This window comes from Bifidobacterium sp. MSK.17.10, assembly GCF_019129655.1.
Lineage (GTDB): Bacteria > Actinomycetota > Actinomycetes > Actinomycetales > Bifidobacteriaceae > Bifidobacterium > Bifidobacterium adolescentis.
The window spans coordinates 76,695-96,324 of sequence record NZ_JAHOJD010000007.1; the positions used below are offsets into that span (position 1 = coordinate 76,695).

At 62.6% G+C, this 19,630-nt stretch carries 9 protein-coding genes; 2 read left to right on the plus strand and 7 right to left on the minus strand.

Annotated features, from left to right (window positions below; translation table 11 throughout):
- Nucleotides 1-100: 100 nt before the first annotated feature.
- A complete protein-coding gene (locus KSX58_RS07715) occupies nucleotides 101-694 on the plus strand; it encodes an FHA domain-containing protein (RefSeq protein WP_033500017.1) in 594 nt (197 codons plus the stop codon).
- Between the two features lie 161 nt (nucleotides 695-855).
- Here the strand turns inward: KSX58_RS07715 and KSX58_RS07720 are convergent, their stop codons facing one another.
- The 7 genes from KSX58_RS07720 to KSX58_RS07750 form a co-directional block, all read right to left on the minus strand.
- Nucleotides 856-1,596, minus strand: coding sequence for a hypothetical protein (locus KSX58_RS07720; protein WP_085380493.1), 741 nt, complete (start codon nucleotides 1,594-1,596; stop codon nucleotides 856-858).
- A gap of 30 nt (nucleotides 1,597-1,626) precedes the next feature.
- Entirely contained in the window at nucleotides 1,627-2,487 is an 861-nt protein-coding gene (locus tag KSX58_RS07725; RefSeq protein ID WP_021913553.1) for a PP2C family serine/threonine-protein phosphatase, read from the minus strand.
- Entirely contained in the window at nucleotides 2,484-4,955 is a 2,472-nt protein-coding gene (locus tag KSX58_RS07730) for a transglutaminase domain-containing protein (protein WP_085408576.1), read from the minus strand. Before KSX58_RS07730 ends, KSX58_RS07725 begins: the two co-directional genes overlap by 4 nt.
- Nucleotides 4,952-6,172, minus strand: coding sequence for a DUF58 domain-containing protein (locus KSX58_RS07735; RefSeq protein WP_085408575.1), 1,221 nt, complete (start codon nucleotides 6,170-6,172; stop codon nucleotides 4,952-4,954). Before KSX58_RS07735 ends, KSX58_RS07730 begins: the two co-directional genes overlap by 4 nt.
- 50 nt (nucleotides 6,173-6,222) lie before the next feature.
- Nucleotides 6,223-7,572, minus strand: a complete 1,350-nt coding sequence (locus KSX58_RS07740; RefSeq protein ID WP_085408574.1) for a MoxR family ATPase — start codon at nucleotides 7,570-7,572, stop codon at nucleotides 6,223-6,225.
- Nucleotides 7,573-7,644: 72 nt separating this feature from the next.
- Nucleotides 7,645-13,713, minus strand: a complete 6,069-nt coding sequence (locus KSX58_RS07745; protein ID WP_085408573.1) for an Ig-like domain-containing protein — start codon at nucleotides 13,711-13,713, stop codon at nucleotides 7,645-7,647.
- A 136-nt stretch (nucleotides 13,714-13,849) separates the two neighbouring features.
- Nucleotides 13,850-15,271 (minus strand): serine/threonine-protein kinase, encoded by a 1,422-nt coding sequence (locus KSX58_RS07750; protein ID WP_038444944.1) that lies wholly within the window; start codon nucleotides 15,269-15,271, stop codon nucleotides 13,850-13,852.
- 270 nt (nucleotides 15,272-15,541) lie between these two features.
- Between KSX58_RS07750 and KSX58_RS07755 the strand changes: the two genes are divergently transcribed.
- Nucleotides 15,542-19,621, plus strand: a complete 4,080-nt coding sequence (locus KSX58_RS07755; protein WP_217736145.1) for a PD-(D/E)XK nuclease family protein — start codon at nucleotides 15,542-15,544, stop codon at nucleotides 19,619-19,621.
- The last annotated feature ends 9 nt before the right edge of the window (nucleotides 19,622-19,630 follow it).

The window sequence follows — 19,630 nt, forward strand, 5'->3', positions numbered from 1 at the left end:
ACGAGTTACAGCATAATATTTTGAGACGGAATATGCGAGCATCGTATTGCAGAATGAGTATCGTCAGACGGCATGGACGTCACCTTCCTACAATGGGAATATGAGTTTTCTACCTTACCCGCCGCCGCCCGAACCAGGGTGGTATGACGATGACGTCACGGTGATGGCGCAACCCACAGCCGAACCCGTCGACAATGCCGCCGATTCCTTGGAAACACGCGAACGGCTCGCCGCACAGAACGAATCGGACGACCACGATATGCAGGATGTTTCCGTTGCGAAGGGCGACGCTGCCGTTTCGGACGAGGACGATATCGACTGGGACGGCACCGTGCTTTCCGAAGCCTTCACCATGAAGCAGCCGAAGCACACGTACGTGCTGGACAACGAGCAGACCGGACAGCAGGTGATCGTGGATATGGGCGTGCTCCTTGGCCGCAAGCCTTCGGCCGAAGTGCCCGCCGGCGCCAAATCGGTCAAGCTGGAGGATCCGACGCGCACAATCTCACGCAACCATGCGGCGATCAGCTTCGACCAGGATGGCACGCTGTGGATAGAGGATTACGGTTCGCTCAACGGCACGTACATCATCCAAGACGATGTCGAAACCAAAGTGGAACACAAGCCGATGCAGCTGGAGGCGCCATGCACGGTGCGTATCGGCGACCAGTTCTTCCAATTCCGCAAACAGTGAGGGCGTTTGTCAGTGAAGACACGATTACGCTGACGGACTGCGTTGACGATTTGTGTTGACAGCGTCGGCGCGGACGGTTAGCGGTAAGACGATAAGGGGTTGTCACGGAGATTCCCGCGACAACCCCTTATGTTTCAAATGGTCTGATAATCGGCGTTAGCTCACTGCTGGCGCAGACGAATGGCCGCGTTGATGGCCGAATCGTTCAACTGGCCAAGCCAGGCAAGCAATTCCGGATAGATGTACGGATTGCGCGCAAGACACGGACGAAGCTCCGGCGCTTCGCTGGCGATACGGGCCATCAACATCTGATCGGTGGTGGTCATGGCCAGTTCCGCGGTGAACCCCGCGTCTGCCGGCGATTCCTGGGCCGCGGCATACTGCTGTTCGGCATACTGCTGTTCCGGTTCGTTCTGCGGCTGGCTCGATGAATAATCGGCCACTTCGGACAAATCGGCGGGATTCATGTATGGGTCGACATACTCGGTCGAAGCCTCGTTAGACGCCGCATAGGCAGCGTCCTGACCGTATTGCTGGTTCACCGGCTGTTCCGGCTGATACTGCTGCTCCTGCTGGAACTGTTCCGCCACTGCCGGCTGATACTGCTGTTCCGGCTGGACCTGTTCGGCAACCGGTTCGGCCATTGGCTGGGCCGTCGGTTCGGCAATCGGCTGCGGCTGCACGCCATTTTGCGGAACCGGCCAGCCCATCGCCACCAGCTGCTGACGGGCGCGCTCATCGCCGAATTCGGCGACCCAACGCTTCAGACCCGGGTACGCTCGCGGATTGGCAACGACATTCGCACCGAATTCCGGATTCTCGTACGCGATTTTCGCCAGGAACACGGGATCGGCGTTCGGATCCTGCACGGCCGCCACCGCGGCATCGAAATCGACCATCATGATCTCCTTGTCTCGTGGTCTGTAACCATCTTATTGAATGACTCGTAACGTTTGCAACGTACCGTCCAGCACATCGTCGATATCCTCGTCATCGCCGATCTTGCTGACGTTCCAATCCTCGTCGCACGGCATATCGGAACGCATATCCACCACGATGACGGTGATGTTGTCGCGGCCACCGGCGTTCAGCGCGGCGCGTACCAGCATGTCCGCGGCCATCTGCGGGTCAGCGTACGCCGCCGCGATCTCGGCAAGCTGCTCACGGCCGATCTGCGCATGCAGCCCATCGGAACAGATGATGAACCGTCCGTCCGCACGCGCGGCGTACCAGTCAGGCTGGATGCCGGCAGGCGCGCCGACACATTGCGTGATGATGTTGCGCGGAATGCAACGGCTCGCCTCATCGGGCAGCATCTGCCCCGAATCGATGGCGTTCTGCCGTTCCGAATGGTCGCGGGTGATGCACGTCAGCGAATCCGCCAGCCACGCGCCATTGCCGTCGGCGCGCATATGGTACGTGCGGGAATCGCCCACATTGACGATGTAACACCGTTCATCGGAACATATCGCGTCATCGCCGACACGCGTCGGCAGCAGCACGCCGCTGATGGTAGTGCCCGCAACGCCGCCGAGCTGCTCACCCAGACGGAGCACCTCCTGCTGGGCAAGGATCAGCGTTTCGTCAATCGCGTCAAGATCGCGCGTCGGCAGTTCGGCCAAACGCGCGAACCGTTCCGCAACATCGGAACTGGCCTGCTTGCCGCCCTTGCCGCCACCCATGCCGTCGCACACCACATACACGCCGTGGCTTGCGCAGGCGCTGTCCTGGTTGTCTTTCCTACGCAAGCCGATATTGCTGTTCAGACCGACCTCAATATGTTTGACGTTCATGAGTCCCGCCCTTTCACACCGATTTTCCGCAAACGGATTTTCCGGAAGTGGAACACGTCCGCAAGCGATAGTTTCGCCCGCCACCTGCGGAACGTCGGCAGCGAGCTGAGCATGAACTTTCGTTCTTCGGCGATGTCATGCCAGTAGCGTTCCGCATGCTCCTGCGTGACATCGCCTCCGGAGAAGGCCGCGTAATCAGCCTCCCTGCCCAGCGCGAGCAGTGTATCGGCTTCGAAGCCCATCTGTTCGGCGATGGCCTGCGCCTGCTCGTTTCTGGTGCCTTGGACGTCAAGGCCGCTTTGCCGGGCAAGCGCCGCGACCGCCTGCCATCCGGCAGCGACGCGTTGCGATGCGCTGCCATGCCTGCGAGCCCGAGCCAGGGCGATCGCCTTGATGGCGAGCAGCAGGCCGCAGACGATGAGCACCGTCCACAGAGGGCTGCCGTAGATGGCGACTTTTCTGACGATTCTGCCGAAACGCTGCCAGAACAGGCTCGTCGGCGTCTCGTCGGCCATGCTGCCGCCAAGCGACGTTTTGCCCTTGGCTTGGTTGTCGTCACGCAGCGGATCGGTAAGCGGCACCGGAGGCTGACGCACCAAGGTCTGCGGATTGGGCGGAGTGAGATTCTGGTTCTCGTCGGGAACCTTCGTTTCCTTCGGTGTCGGGTAGAACGCCACCCATCCGTAACCGTCCAGCTTGATCTCCACCCAAGCGGTCACATCGTTGCCGGTGAATTTCGTGGTGGTGGTTTTGCCATGCTTCTCGGTGCGGCTGTCACTGATCTCGCCCTTGTCGTTCTTCGGCAGGAAGCCCAGCACCACGCGGCTCGGCAAGCCGAGACTGCGGGCCATAAGCGCCATCGCGGAAGCGTATTGCTCGCTGTCTCCAACCATCGCACTGCCGGCGAGCAGCTGGTCGATACGATAGTTGCCGTGACCGGCTCTGGATGGGTAATCGCCATTCAAACCATGGGAGAACCAGCCGGATTCCCTGAGCTTGTCGGCAAGAGACTGCGCGGCCTCGCCGCCCTTGGACTGGCCGCCCGCAATCGCGGTGGCCAGCTTATCCACGCAATCGGGCACATCCTCCGCCTTGGGCTGGCTGATGGAGGAAGCATTCGCCTTGGCGATCTCCTTATCCGTCGGCGTCCGTGGAATGACGCCGGTTTCCGTATAGGACAATCCCGGAGAGGTGCGCGAAGGGTAGATCGCCGACATGGTGTCGGTGTTGTAGTAGAACGAATCGGCGTCCGACGATGTGGCGAACTTCACGCTGGAAGCCGCGCCGGCCATCGGCAGCCAATAGTCGCTCAAACCGTCATCGACCGTGAATTTCGCGGTGAACCGCTTGCCGGTGGCGTTGTTTGTGATGGAATCGCCCACACGATGGTAGTTGGAGGAATCCGAAGCCATGGTGGAATCGGACAGGTTCCACACATTGCCGTCGAAACGGTCCATAACCGCCAAACGCACCGTGGAACCGGCCGGCAGATCGTCGACGGTCAGCAGCACATCGTCCTTATGGTTCTTGATATACGAACGCATGCCGCTCAACGGGCTGGTGTAATCGTACGGGCTCAGCGGCGGATCATAATGGTCGCGCAGAATGGTGCGGTTTTGCCCGACCACCAAGCATCCGCCGATCGCCACAGCCGAAGCCAGCAGCACGATGACTACGGAACTGAGCCAACGGCCCAATTCCAACAGTTTCCAACGCGCGCTGACCCAAACCACCAGCACGACCGCCATAATCGTGCCGATCGCCATACGGTAGAAGCCGTTCGACGTGCCAAGCAGCGCGCAGATCGCAAGATTCGCCACGACGGGAACGACCGCGACCATCGTAAGCCGGCCATCCTCCGCAACCGCGAAGATACCGGCCAGCAGCGCGGCCCACAGGCAGATCGTCCACACGGCGAGCAGCGAGCCGTCGCCGGTGCCGGTCGGCGGGTCGATGGCCAGCAGGTATTTGAACGAGCCGAGCATCCGCATCCACCCCTGCGTCAACGTGCGCAATGTGGGAATGACATGGGCGATGGTGGTGCCATTCAGGAAGATGACCGGGCCGACCACCAGCTGCGCACACGCCATGAACAGCATCTGCCACCACAGGCGCAACGCGGGAACGAGACCGGCAAGCGCCACGAGCGAGCCGATGATGGTGGCGGGGATTGCGGCGCTCGTCCAAGACAGGGCGGAGCCGTATACGTCGATGAGGTTGCTGGCTGCGGCGATGGTCAGCAGGGCGGCGACCGTGAGGCTTGCGTATTGCGCGGCGTGTGGCTGGTTGGTGTTGGGCATGGCTGGGGACTTGCCGCTGCGGGACATCCAGATGACGGAGTGGGTGGAGTTCGCCCATGAGCCGGTGCCTGTGCCGGTTGCCATGCCAGTGTTGGTGTTGGCGGAGTTGGTGCCTGTGCCGGTGAGGTTGCCGGTGAAATTGCCGGTGTTGGTGAATGTGGTGCTCATGCCAGCACCCCCATGATCATGGGGAGGTCGTTGAGGTCTCCCACGGTTGCCAAGGTGAAGTCGGAGTAGCGTTTGATGGCGCGCGGTTGGCCGGTTGCGGCTTGAAGCACCACGCAGGTTGCGGAGCGGGGGAGTGCGAGGACCATGTGTTTGATGTCGTCGATGGTTTTGAGCCTGCCGACGGTGAAGAAGTAGAAGGATGCGTCGGGGGCATGTTCGAGAGTGGTTTGCGCGAGGTTGGGATTGTCGTCGATGTCAGGGTCGATGCCGCTGCAGCTATCGAGAAATTCCGTGGCGTTGCGCGGAATGGCGTGCGTGGAACCGGCATGCGCGGTGACTGGCCGGTTCTGCTGCAGGCATTGCACGCCGATGGAGGCGTGGACGGATACGGCCAGTTCGAATTCCTGGGAATCGATGTAATCATCCGGGTTCACGCTGATGGTCAGAGCGGTGTCGGTACGGCGGGTGGCTTCGTATTGGCGGATCATAAGCGATCCGGTTTTCGCGGAGCTGAGCCAATGCACGTTGCGCACGTCATCGCCGGGCTCGTATTCGCGCAGGCCGTAGAAGTCGAGGTCGTCGTCGACGATTTCGCCGCTTGGCTGGCCTTCCAGATCGCGTGGAATGCCGGCGTTCAGGGCGTTGAGCAGCACGGTCTGCGGGTGGATGAACACGTTGATCTGGTCCACGAGTTTCTTTTCGTGGCGGATCAGACCGAACGGGTCGCCTTTGCGGATGGATAGCGGGCCGATGGGCAGCACCGCGCGGCTGACGGCGGTGAATTCCACAGTCGTCTGGCGTGACTGTCCTGCGGCGAGCATGGGAATGGCGAACCGTTCGTGGTTGTCTCCGATGGGCAGGTCGCCGCGCGCCGACGTGGTGGGGGTGCGGCCTGGATTGTCCACGCAGACGTCGACTTTCACCGTGTCTGACACCGTGACGCGTCTGCTGGACACGTCGATGGTGGCTTGGAACGAGGTGTTGCCAAGGGAAAGCATGACCGCCGCGGCCAGCATGACCGCGAACACTACCGCCATGGCCAGCAGCTCATGCCACCCCAGCAGGACGAACGCCACCAGCGAGGCGACGGCGAGCGCCGTCACCGCCCAGCCAAGCGGCGACACGTATGAGGTGGCCAGTCGCTTGATGCGATGTTTGAGGCGGCGTAGGGATCGTTGGATGGTCCGTCTGCGTTGCACTGTGTGCGAATGCCGCATTCCTTGACCTTTCGGATTGTGTGGTGTGTATGCCGGGGGCGGATTGTGTTTCAGGCGTTGGCGCCCAGGGTCGGGGCCGGCACGTCTTCGAGGATCTGGCCGATCATCTGTTCGGGGGTGTTTCCGGCGAAGGTGGCTTCGGCGGTGAGGGTGATGCGGTGCGCGAGCACGGGTACGGCGAGGTTTTTGACGTCGTCGGGCACTACGTAGCCGCGGTTGTCGGAGGCGGCCCATACGCGCGCGCAGCGGGTCAAGGCGAGCGCGCCTCGCATGGAGGAGCCGACTTGGATGCGTTCGTTGTGGCGGGTGGCTTCCACCAGTCGCACGATGTATTCGAGGATCGCGTCGTCGAGATGCACGGTTTCGCTGATGTTGCGCATGCGCAGCACGTCTTCGCCGGTGAGCACCGGATGCACGGTGGCGGCGCGGTCGGTGACGTTGACCTGCTTCAGGATGTTGACGCTCACGTCGTGGCTTGGATAGCCGATGGTGGTTTTGATGAGGAAACGGTCCATCTGCGCTTCCGGCAGCTTGTAGGTGCCGAGCTGTTCGATCGGGTTCTGGGTGGCGATGACCATGAACGGCTGCAGCACCGGGTGGGTGACGCCGTCGACGGTGACCTTCTGCTCTTCCATGACTTCGAGCAGTGCGGACTGTGTTTTCGGCGAGGCGCGGTTGATTTCGTCGGCGAGCACGATGGACGCGAAGATCGGGCCTTCGCGGTATTCGAATTCGCCGCGCTTCTGGTCGTAGTAGGTGACGCCGACCACGTCGGACGGCAGCAGGTCCGGGGTGAACTGGATACGTTTGAACGACATGTCGATGGAGTTGGCAAGGCCTCGCGCCAGCTGGGTTTTGCCGGTGCCCGGGTTGTCTTCGAGCAGGATGTGCCCGCCGACCACCATGGCTGTGGCGCATTGGCGGATGGGTGCTTCCTTGCCGACCACGACCTGGGAGACGTTGTCTACGAGCTTGGCGAACTTCTCATGGAATTCGGTGATGTCTTTGCTGGGTGCGGTCATCATGGACGTGTCGACGACCGGCTGGGATTGTTTGACGGGCTGTACAGGCTGGCTGGGTTGGACGGGTTGGGTTGGCTGGACGGGCTGCTGCGCGGGCATTGCGACTGCCGGATTGGCGGCCGGTTGGCGAAGGTTCTGCGGCATCGGCTGACGGAACCGCGGCTGGTTCGGCGTTGCCGGGGCGGACTGTTGCGGCAACGCCGGTTGGGTGGTGCCGTGCGCGCTCAGCAGCGTGCCCTCCGGATCCTCATCGGCTTGCGGCTGCTCCGGCAGATTCGGCGTGTGGAACGCCGGCTGCTGCTGGCCGGGTTGGCTGGGAACGCTTGGATTATGGCCGATGGAACCCAGCTGGGTGGCGTCATCGAAATCGTTGCTCATGGGTTGCTCCTTGCTTGTTGTGTTGCTCGTGTGGATGGTTCGTTGTGTTTGCGATTGCTGTGATTGTCCGTTTCACCATCTGGCGTAGTAGGCCAGGCCGCGGATCCAAGGCTTGGATGCGCCGTCGACGGTGGACAGGGCGACGGAGGATGCCACAGGCCGGTCATTCCGCGTGGCCGCTTCGCCTTCCGTGGACGCGTCAGAATCCGATGGCTCCGACGGTTTTGATGGTTCTGAAGGTTCCGACGGTTCGGGTTTCGGCGTGGGAGCCTTGTACCTGTCATGGTCCAGCAGTGTGCCGCCATTGTCCTCGTTGTTGAGCGCGGTGTCGGTGCCCACCACCTTCGCCTTCCACGTGTAATCGGCTCCGGTCGGCAGCACATCCTTGACGTTCAGTTTGTCGGAGCCCAATGCCCAGGCGACGTCATAGGATTTGCCGTCCGCGGTGAAGGTGATCACGGTTTTGCCGGGCTGGCCGTACATGTTCACCGATCCGCCGCTGACCTTGATGATGTTCGGATCATTGGCGTCCCACGTCAGCATCGGCGCCTTGACGGCGGCCTTCACCTTGCGGACGTATGCCGGATCGGCCCTGCCGGACTTGGAGGTGCTTGCCGCGCCATTGAAATGCTGCGTGACGGAACCCGAGGAACAGGACTGCCATTCCTTGAGCGGGAAATCGTGCGATCGTTCGGAAGCGCCGGCATGGTAGGAGCCGAGTCCGTCCGCGCTCACCGTGAACCCGTCGGCGTGGCCGTTCTCCTTCCAACTGACTACGCACACGTCGTCATGCCCCTTGACGCTGACCGATTCGGGCGCCTTCACCGCGTATTTCGGTGTGAAACGCACGGTCGAATCGTCGCTGGTCGTTTTCTCCTTGCCGACCACCGCCGCCTTGATGGTGTATTCCCTGGTGTTGAGATCATGGTCCGGAATCTTGAAATCGTAGGATCCGGAACATCCGTCGATGCTTGCGCTGACATCTCCGGAAATCTCGACGGCCTTGCATCCCGCGTTGCGGGTGTTGCCCACGGATTCGACGGTGACGGTTCCCGTGGTGTCGTCGTTCGTCACGGAGATCTTCGGCGCATCGGGCTTGCCCCACGGCTTGACCGCGTCGGACGCCTTGGACGGTTGGCTCCAATTCACCTTGTTGTGGGCGCGTACCGTAGCCGTGTACGAGTCGCCGTCGGAAATCGCGTTGTTATCGAAAACAAAATCGATTCCGGTGGAATTTGTCGTCTGCTTGGACGGCGCGTTCCTGCCGGACAAAGTCACCTCGTAATTGTCCGCCGACGAGAAATTGCCGTCCGGAGCCTTCCACGTGACGCTCACCGTGTTGCCCTTCACACTGGCCGTCACATCCGTCGGCGCGTCAGGCAGCTTGTCCGGCGTGCCCTCGACGGCGTTGGAATCCTTGGACCAGCCGACCTCGTTCCTGGCCTGCACCTTGAACGAGTAGGTCTTGCCGTTCTTCAACCCGTCGATGAGACAGGAGGTCTTCTGCCCGCACGAGCGCTCGCCGGACGCGTCTCCGCCCCACATCACCTTGTATTCGGTGATCGGGCTGCCGTTGGCCGAACCGGCCGTCCAGCTCAGATTCACGGCGCCATCCTGCGGGTCGCCGGACACCGCGGAAAGCAGCGGCGCATCAGGTTTGTCCATCACCGAAACGCTGATGGTGCCGGTCACCTCACGTTCTTTTGTTTTGGTGGCGTCGCGCACGGTGACGACCACCTTGTTGGTGTTCGCGCCGATGTCGGAAGCCGCCCTGATGGACACCACGCCGTTGGACGGGCAATCCACCGTCAGCTTCGACGCGCCATCGGACGTGCATCCGGTCACCGTCAGCGGAGTGTCGGGGAACGGATTGTACGCGTCGGACAGCAGATTCACCTGCTCGCTGGAACCGGCCTTGATTTTCACGGTCTTCTCGGTGACACGGGCGAGTGGCCTGTTGGACGCGGTGACGCGCACGGTCATACCGGCGCTCACCGTACCCTTCGCATATTTGATCGAGACGGGCACGCTCACTGTGGTGCCCGGCGTGGCCGTCTTGTCCGCGGACACGGTCAACGTGCCGGAGGGAGACACTCTGGCATCCACACTGCCGGAATTCACGCCGCCGGAATACGAGTACTGCTTCTCATCCTCGTACAGGCCCGACGCCGAATGGGTCAGCGCCGTCAGATCGATGGTAGTGGCCTTCTCGCCGGCCACCACATCGACGGTGGAGGATGAGAACGTCGGCGGCGGAACCTCACGTCCGATCACCGTGATCGGAAGCGTGAGCACCGCCGAATTGACGATCTTCACCTTGTCGTTCTTGTCTCGCTTGCCGTCCACCGCGGTGAAGGTGATGGACGCGGGACCCGCGTAATCCTTCGGCGCGGTGAACCTCAACGTCTGGTCGTTGACGTACAGGTCGCCGTCCGCGGCCTTCGTGGCGCTCACCGAATCGGCGCCGTCCACATACGCGGTCTTGCCCGCGCCCACACGCACGTAGTCGGCGATGTTGATGGTGATGGTCTCACGCGCATTGACCTTCAACGCCGGCGCCTTCGGACGCAGAACCGGCGGAAACACGCCATATGCGGGCACTTGGATGAACGCGGTGGACGTGATGCCGTACGTCGTGTTCGTGACGGTGTACGGCACCGCGCGCGCCTCATCGGTCAGATCAACGGTGATGATGGTGGAATCCTTGCCGCCCTTGACATGCGCATGGTCGGTCGCGGAAGGATCCACGCCCACCTGAAGCTCGTCGGCGGTGCCGGACGGATTGGCAATCCACTGCGAAACGTCCACGTCCACGGATTTCTTGTCGATCGTGGCGGCGGCCGGAACACGGTAATCGTACGCGGTCGGCGGGTCGATGGCGGCGTTCTCGTCGACATTCACCGTCAACGTCGCCGAATCGGACAGGCCAGCCTTGTCCTTGACGGTGTAGACCACGTAATACGTGCCCGCCTGCTTCGGCGTGGTGAACGACAGCATGTTGTCAACGACCTGAATGCCGCCGATGCCTTGCGATTCCACGTCCTTGGACACGGTCAGATCAGTATTGTCCCCGGAAATGTCGTTCTGCGCCACCGGCACGGTGGCCGCGGTGTTCGGACGCAGCGTGATCTCGTCGTCGCGCGCGTACACACCCGAATCGGCTCCGGATTTGAACACGCCCACACGCACCTGCGCGGTGGCCCTCTGACCGGTCCAATCCTCCACGGCGTAGGAGAAGGTGTCCGTTCCGGACGAATCGGCATACGCCTCATACACCAGATACGTGGCGCCCACCTCGCTGATACGGCCCAGTTTCGGCGCTTTGTTGCCCAAGCCGAGCAGCTGCACGTCATCGCCGTCAGCGTCGATGCCGGTGAGCGTGATCGGAATCTGCACCTTCTGACCGGCCGCCACCTGCGCCTCGACGTCGGACGGTGTCGGAGCCGCCTTGTTGGACGCGTCCTTCTGATGCACGTTGATGGTGATGGTGGCCGAGGCCGCGTTGCCGAGATTGTCCTTCACCGTGTAGGTGACGGGGAAGGAGCCGGTTTGTCTGGTGGCCTGATAGCGCACGGTGTCGCCGGACACGAACACCAGACCCTTGAACGTGTTCTTGTCATACTGCAAGTCGTTCTGCAGGCTCACCGTGGTGCCGTCGGAATACGTGACATGGTCGAGCACGTCCACGGACACGATGCCTTCGGTGCGCACCTGTGTGGTGATGTTCTCGGCCTTCGGCACGGAATTCGACGTGGTCAGCGCCGGCGGCTGCAGGACGATGACGCCGGTCGACGATCCGGCCGCGTTGGCCACGGTGTAGGAGATCCGCACCGGCTCGGTAGGCACCTGACGCGCGGTGATATAGACGCGCTTGTTGCTCACCACACCGGTTTTGATGCCGCTTTGCGCGTCCGCGGTGACGCTGGTCACCGACAGCACGCCGCCCATCGGGTCGACGTCGTTGGCAAGCGGCTCCACGATCGCGGTATTGTCCGCGCCGAGCAGCGCCACATCGTTCGCCGCGATCGGCTTGGCGGCGTCTCCGGCCACCGCCTGCACCTCTACACGAGCCAGACCGGTCGACGGAATGGAACCCTGCGTGATGGTGTACGGCACATAGTAGGTGCCGGGATTGGAGGCGGTGAACGTGATCGACATGTCGGTGGCGTTCATGGTGGTGGCCGCGCCGGACGGCGTCTCCACCGCGGTCAATTCGGCCGGTTCGACGGACGTGCCGTGCACGTACGGTTTGAGCGCGATGGTAGTGCGGGTGTCGGGCGTGGTCTGTTTGACCACGGGGTCGATGACCGCGCCCAGCGTGTTCGCCGGTTTCACGGAGAAGTAGATCATGCCGGTGCCGGTCTGCTGGCCGTCGGACACCGTGACCTCGATGCCCGCCCTGCCGGACGACATCGAACCGGCGTTGAAGACCAATTGTCCGTCGGCTCGCGTGGACACCGTCACCTGATCGGTGTTCTGCGGCGATGCCGACACCAAGGTCAGCGGATCGCCGTCGGGGTCGGAGAAGCTGCCCAACGCGTTCGCGGTGTACGAAGCACCCTGCTCCACGTCGATTTCCGGCGGAGTGTCGCTCTGCAGCGGCGCATGGTCGTCGCCGCCGGCCAGCGTGAGCGACACGGTGGCGCTGGACGTCTGCCCGCGCCCGTCGGAAATCTCATAGCTGAAGGACACGTTGCCCGCGGCGGCACCGGAGGCGTCGAGCTGCAGATACCGGCCGTCATACACGGGGGAGACGGTGATGTTCGCGCCATCCGGAGCGCTCACCGACGTGATGCGCAGCACAGAACAGTCGGTCTGCTCGTCGTTGCGCAACACGTCGAGAATCTGCTGCGATCCCACGCGCGCGCCGAACGAATCGTCCACGGCCTTGATCTGCCCCGACTGCGCCGAACAGTTCTTGCTGAAATTATGCTGGTTGTTGGCGCTGTCGTTGTTCTGCTGCTGTTGCTTCGACTGCTTGGTCTCCACCTTGTTCCACTGGATTTTGATGACCTTGGTGGACTCCTGCGGATTCCACACATTGCCGTTGACCACGTCGTTGAGCACCACCAGACGATGGTTGGTGCGGAACACGAGCTGCGAGGTGGGATTGACATCTTCCAACGAGGAAAACTGTGCGTCCTTGTCGTTCGCCGCGCACACCCTGATGTAATTGTTGGCCTTCTGCGACCACGCGGCGAACACGCAGCCATTGGTGGACACCGGCTGCGCGGCATCGCCCTTGCCGGCATTCGGCAGCTGCGTGACCTTTTTACTACCCAAATCGACCATGGCGATGCCCCGCGGCGTGGAAACCGCCACCCAGCCAGTCTGCCTGCCATCCGTGGATGGCGCCTGCAACGTCGCCTGACCCTGCAGGCCGATATCCGCGCTGCCCTTCGGCCAGAACGCCTTGCCGGCACCGGCTACGACCGGCGTCTTGCCGACCACGGTGAACGATTCGACATTCGTGGCGCCCTTGATCGTCGCATCCTTGCCGGGCGTTCCCTGAGGTCCGTCGACACTGAGCACCGCGCCGTCGGACGTGCGGTAGCCGTAGACGACACCGTCATGCGTCACCGCGATACGGCCACCCGACCCCAGCTTCATCTTCGGCGAATCGGTGGTCGGATTCATGGATTTCACATCATCGGCGGACCCGACCCACACATTGCCCGTCTTGACGTTGATGAACGCCGCGGTGTTGCCTCCGACGACGGTCCGCATATCCGATTTGATGGTGGTGTTGCCGCTTTCGCTGACGGTGGAGGCCTCGATGTTGCTGGCCTTCGTACCTTCGGAGATCACGGTGGAGCCATCATGCTGGGCCACGTCGAACCGGGCCGCAGTGGAGGCGACGCCCGCGTCGGCGTCCCGGTTGCGCACGTTGAAACGGGCGGCCTTGCGGTCTTTGAGCGAAGTGACCCACACGGTGCCATCGTCGAGCTGCACGTGACGTTGCGTCACCGAACTGACGATGACGGCTCCGGCGACGATGCCCAGCAACAGCAGCAGCATGACGATCGGCGTGATCCACCGGCGACTGCCGGAAGGCAGCAGCTTGCGCAGCATCGACCCGAATCGCAACTGCCGTTCGTACGATTGCGCCGACTGGTTCTCGGCGTTCCTATGCTTGCTCATCGACTGGCTCTTCCCTGATTGTGCCCAAACTTTGCTTGACCGCGCATCCGACCGCATGCGCCTACCTGTTTGCCCGCATGCATGCCGGGCTGTATTGGTTCGTATCGGTTCATGTCACCCGCATCCGGCCGCAAACTCACGGCTTGGCCGCGCACGCGATCATGGGATTCTCGGACATCTGCCGGTCCGCGCGAACCAGACTCACCTGCACGCACGTCTGCGCGCCGTCGGCCGGATCGATTTCGATACTCGTCGACTCCGTGGTGGTGCCCTGCGCGTTCGGGTCGGTTCCCGAATCGCCGACCAGCGACCACGCGTACGAATCGCCATCCTTCGGCGAAGGATTGACCCATGTGAACCGCACTTTGCCGTCGGCGGTGTATTCGCCCGTAAGATCCTGCACGCTCGGCACACTGCCCGACGTGATCGCCGAATCGGGATCGTCCTCGGCATGGTTCTGGGCGCCATGGTTCTGCACCTGCACCTTGCTGTTGTCGGAGGACGCATCCATATTCGGCATGACGACGGTGACGAACGCCAACGCCATCACGACCACGGCGGCCGCCGCAGCAACCGTGACGGCCAACGGCTTCGCCCACCGGGCATGCTGTTTCGCAACCGGGGCGGACTGGTCGAATGCGGAAGTCTGCGCGTACATGTTCTGCGGATAATCCGGCACACCCTCGACGGTGGTCTGCACGGCACGGCCATACAAGGCCTGTTGCACGCGCTGCATGTCGCGCGCGAACTCCAACGCGGAATAGTAACGATCCTCGGGCGTACGGCTCAAGGCCTTACGCAACACCCGTTCCACTTCGGCCGGCACGTCGGGACGGTTGAGCTTGGGCAGCGGATTGTTGAGAATGACGGACTTGAGCCGTTCGGCCCGCACCTGCCGTTGGGAATCGCCCAGCACATCGGCGTAGAAATACTCGTACGGCGATTGGCCGATCAGCATGGCGAACAGCGTGGCGCCAAGCGAATAGATATCGGACGATTCATTGCCGCCACCGCCTTGGGCAAGCACCTCCGGCGCGGCCCACGCGATGGTGAAGCCGACACCCGGACGCCCATAGACGGACCCGGCGATGCCGAAATCGGCGAGCATGGGCATATTGTGCGCGTTGATGAGAATATTGCTGGGCTTGATGTCTCGATGGATGATGCCTTTGCGATGCGCGGTGAACAGCGCGCTCGCCAGATCGATACCGACGGTGAGCATCTGGTCGGCGGTGAGACGGCCATGCTCGAGGAACGTCTTGTAATTGCCGCCCGGAGCGTATTCGAACACGGTGTAGCCGCGCCCGTTGACGGTCACGCCGTTCTCATAGACGGAAAGAATGTAGGGGTGTGTGGAGATCTGCCCCATGAAATTCGCTTCGGAACGGAAGCGGACCGCGGCACGTGGGTCGAGCGTGTTCTTGCTGATTTTGATGGCCACCTGACGGGCCGGGGAAAGCTGCTGGTACAGGTACACGTCGGCTTCGGAACCGGAGCCCAGCCGTTTGATCAGTGTGTAGCCGGGAATCTGAGGGGGAATGCTCCTTGAGGCTTCCATGCTTCCTCTTTCCTGTAGTTCCTGCCCGGTTCCGTGCGTTGCGTCTATGCTTCGACCGTACTCGTCGTCATGGGCAGGCCGTCTGTTCGCTGTTGAACCTTCCCGGGCTGCGCCGCTAGTCAATCTTATTGGTGGCGGTGTCCGAAAAACTTTGTAGAGGGTATCGATGTCCATATATAAAGATGGCGGTGTCCACGATGACGTTTTCAGGACGGCTTCGGACGATGATATGCGATTCGTGGCCGGACCGTTCGGCTAAGCTGGGGAGACATGATGGATGTGGACGATCTCGATGGCGCGACATTGGTTGCGGGGGCACCCCGCAGCGGCAAGACCCGGTTCGCGCTGGACATGCTGGTCGCTGCGATGAAGCGGCATGGCGACGCGTACGCCGTGATGACGGTCTCCGGCAGACAGGTGGCCGACCGGCTCGGCGACACCGTGATCCGCGAACTGTCCGCGATCTCGCAGGCACGCCCCGTCACCACCCTGCCAGCCGTCGCGTTCCGCATCATGACCGCCGTGCGATCGCATGCCGGACAACCCCTGCCGAAACTGCTCAACGGGGCCGAACAGGACGTGGTCATCCGCCGTGTGCTCGCCAGGCATGCCGAACATGCCGAGCACGGCGACGAATGCTCCACCTGCGCGCTATTGCGCACCTACTTCGTGGTCGCCGACTGGTCGGGCATGGTGGTGGACGACGCCACCGACGCCTTCGCCAACCAGCTGCGCGACATGCTTGCCCGCATGAACGAGATCGGCGCGAAACCGGAACTCGAAGACATGCTGATCGCCCGCGCTGCCGACGAGCACGGCACGCTCGACGAACGACGCGAACGACTGCGCGTGCAATGGCGGCTCGCCTTCGCGCTGCGTGCCGAATACAACCAGGCCATCAACGAGGCATATCTGGACCAATACCGTCTCGACGCCTCGCAGCTCATGATCGACGCCGCGGCCGCCGTGAGCGAAGCCGAAACGTCCGACCTGCCGAAACTCGTCATCGTCGACGATTTCCAGGACGCCACACTCGCCGGCTTCGACTTTCTCACCGCATTGCGCAACCGTGGCGTGCGTCTGCTGCTCGTCGGCAACCCCGACGAGGCGGTGCAGACGTTCCGCGGATCGTACCCTGAATATCTGTTCAACATGGCGCAATCGCGATTGGGCGCGCGACTGGTACGGCTGGAACCGTCCCATATGGCCGAAGGCACGGACCTGGCCGCGGTGGCGAGCCGCGTGAGCCTGACCATCGCCAGCACGGAATCGACCGACGACGCGCTGGCGAACCGCCCCGGCAAAATGCCGGCCATCGCCATACCGGAGACGCACGACGGCAGTCTTGAAGCCGCGATGTACCGTTCCACCGTCGAAGAACTCGACGACGTGGTGTGGAAAATCAAAACCGAACATCTCGAACACGGCCGCGACTGGAACGACATGGCCGTGATCGCCCACGACAACGCCACCGTGCGCACGTTCGGCGAACGGCTACGCGCCGACGGCGTGCCCGTACGCTATTCGAGCGTGACCCGCCCCCTCAAGGACGAGCCGTTCGTGCAGGGCCTGTTCTCCATGATCGAACTGGCCGAACTGAAACGGCAAGGCATCGCCACCTCGTCCATGAACCTCGACACGGCCGGCGCATACGTGCGCTCACGCGTCGCATCAATCATGAACTCGCCGTTGATCACCACCCCCGGCGAACGTCCGGCTCGGCTGTGCGTGGTCGAATCGGCGATGAACGCGCTCGGCTCGCTGGCCACGGCTTTGCATGACGATACAGCCGATCCGACCACGTCCGACACGTCCGGACGCGCGCTGCTGTCACAGCTGATCGACGATTGGAACGATTACGTCGAAACCTTCCGCACCGCACGCGCGGCGGCATCGGCGTCGGACGCGGAAAACGCTGCCGACATGGGCCTGCCGGCAATCGACACCGACGACCGGCTGATGACGGGAGAGCGTGCCGCTGAGGACGCGGACGAACCATCCTTCGGCATGAACGCGCTGTACATCCTGCTATTGGAAGGCGACACCGACCGCGTGCTCGACGCGATCGCCTCCGTACTGGGCCGCAAAGACCCCCAAGCGCAAGCCTTCGCGCACCTGTGGAAAACGCTCGACGATACCCTGCGGTCGGAGGCACGCCTGACATCCCACGAACCGCAATACGTGCTCGACTGTGCATGGCAGGCGTTCGGCAAAGCCGAAATCTGGCAGAAAACGGCGTTGCGCAACAACGCCGAAGGCCGCGCGGCCAACGACCGGCTCGACACCGCGATGCGCCTGTTCAGCTACGCGTCCGGCGGCGAATCGAACGGCGTGACGGCAGCGCACACCATCGACGCGTTCATCGAACAGGTCCGCGCGCTCGCCATCGAAGCCGACTCCCTGGCACACACCGCGCCGATCGATCAGGCCGTGACGCTCACCACGCCCGCCGGAGCGGCTGGAAAGCATTGGAAACTCGTGTTCATGCCTGCGCTTCAACAAGGCCAATGGCCGAACCTCGCGCCGCGCAACACCCTGTTTGGCGGGGAGGAGCTCGCCGACATCATGCTGCATGGACGACTGTCCGACGACATCGTCACTTCCGCAGGCCGCGAAAACGCGCAGCTCGCCGCGGTGCTCGCCTCCGAACAGAAAAGCCTCCTTGTGGCGCTCACCCGCGCCGATGAGCGCGTGACGGTAAGCGCGGTCCTCAACGAAGACCATGTGCCGTCCGACTTCCTCTACGGCTACCTGCCGGAATGGTTCGACCGCGACCGGGATGCCGATGCGGAAACACGCGTGTACACGGCGGTCGGCGAGGCCGGCGAATACGCGGGACTGGAGGCCGACCCGCGTGGCCTGGTCGCCGCCGCGCGAAGCGTGCTGGCCCATGCGCCGGCCGATTCCCCCCAAGCGCGCGATGCCGCGCAAGCCTTGGCGTTGTTGGCATCGCATGGCATCGCCGCCGCGAATCCCGACAATTGGGCGTTCCTTACGGAACATGCGGGAGCCGACGATATGACGGAAATCGACGGCAAGATGGAATCTGACGGGAAAACGGAGCATGCCGACAAGGCGAAGCTTATCGAACAACCGGAATCCATCGAAAAAACGGACGGCCAATCCGACGTGGTCACCCTTTCTCCATCCGCCGTGGACAGTTTGTGGGCGTGCCCGGTGTGCTGGATGCTGGAGAACCGTTTCGCCGGCCCACGCATGGGCAGCGCGGCCACCAGCTTCGGCTCGCTCATCCACGCCGTCGCGCAACAGGCCACCGAAGCCGGCCTCGACCTGCCCCAAAACCACACCGCGGTAAGCGACGGGGACAACATCGACGAAATCACCCAATGGATGATCGGCCGATACAAGACCCTACGTGGCGACCTCAACGCCATCGACGACCCCGAGGAACGGTACAAGGCGCTCGGCAAGGACGCGAAGGCGTCGGTCGCATTGCGCAACATCGCCACATATTTCGTCAAGTCGAACCGTACGGGATACCCGTCGAACAACACCGAAACCATCACCGTGGGAACGTTGGACCATGCCGAAGCGGAACGGCAGTTCGCCGCGCGATTCGACTTCGATGACATCCTCGACGCCTACAACGCCATCGACGGCAACGCTCCGATCTCCCGCGACGAACTCATCGCCATCATGGGCGCGCTCGTCGGCGGCTGGCCGGAAACCGGCATGAGCGACCGGCTCACCGTACGCCTGTCGGGCAGAATCGACCGTCTTGAACACCGCCGTACCGCCGACGGCCGCGAACAGGTACGGCTGATCGACTACAAAACCGGCAAAGTGCCGAACGGACGCTCCCTGTTCAGCGACCTGCAGCTCGTCTGCTACCAGCTGGGCCTCGCCTTCCCGGAACACGGCGGAAAACGCGGCGCGCAGGCGATCGCAACCATGCCGGACATCACCCAAAGCGCCCTGTTCCACGTCATGGAATACGCGGCCCCCGCGCCACGCAAAGGGCAAGGCGACGAAGCGTACCACCAGCAGGCGCTGTTCGCCGGCGGAAGCATCAACGCGGGCGATTTCATACCCCGCAAATACGTGCCCAAAATGGCCAGCGTCTTCACCAGCGGCCTCGACGACGTCGAACGGCCGGCGCAGGTCAGCGAAGAACATTGGAAGCAACTTCTGGAATCGCGGTCGAAGATGACGGTATGGTCGCTGACCATGATCGCCCGCGTCTTCTATGCGGCCGCGGCGAGCCGGGCCACCCGCATCACCGCGCGTCCGACCGCGGAACATGTCGGATACTGCAGAACGTACGGCAGTGGGGTCTGCCCGGCCTGCCAAGGCGAGCAGAACACCGTATTCGAAAGGACCGTGGCATGAACGGGAGTA

What these genes read in the sequence shown, in the direction of transcription:
- KSX58_RS07715 (WP_033500017.1), top strand. Translation starts at nt 101, where the DNA reads ATGAGTTTTCTACCTTACCCGCCGCCGCCCGAACCAGGGTGGTATGAC.
- KSX58_RS07720 (WP_085380493.1), bottom strand. Translation starts at nt 1,596, where the DNA reads ATGATGGTCGATTTCGATGCCGCGGTGGCGGCCGTGCAGGATCCGAAC.
- KSX58_RS07725 (WP_021913553.1), bottom strand. Translation starts at nt 2,487, where the DNA reads ATGAACGTCAAACATATTGAGGTCGGTCTGAACAGCAATATCGGCTTG.
- KSX58_RS07730 (WP_085408576.1), bottom strand. Translation starts at nt 4,955, where the DNA reads ATGAGCACCACATTCACCAACACCGGCAATTTCACCGGCAACCTCACC.
- KSX58_RS07735 (WP_085408575.1), bottom strand. Translation starts at nt 6,172, where the DNA reads ATGCGGCATTCGCACACAGTGCAACGCAGACGGACCATCCAACGATCC.
- KSX58_RS07740 (WP_085408574.1), bottom strand. Translation starts at nt 7,572, where the DNA reads ATGAGCAACGATTTCGATGACGCCACCCAGCTGGGTTCCATCGGCCAT.
- KSX58_RS07745 (WP_085408573.1), bottom strand. Translation starts at nt 13,713, where the DNA reads ATGAGCAAGCATAGGAACGCCGAGAACCAGTCGGCGCAATCGTACGAA.
- KSX58_RS07750 (WP_038444944.1), bottom strand. Translation starts at nt 15,271, where the DNA reads ATGGAAGCCTCAAGGAGCATTCCCCCTCAGATTCCCGGCTACACACTG.
- KSX58_RS07755 (WP_217736145.1), top strand. Translation starts at nt 15,542, where the DNA reads ATGATGGATGTGGACGATCTCGATGGCGCGACATTGGTTGCGGGGGCA.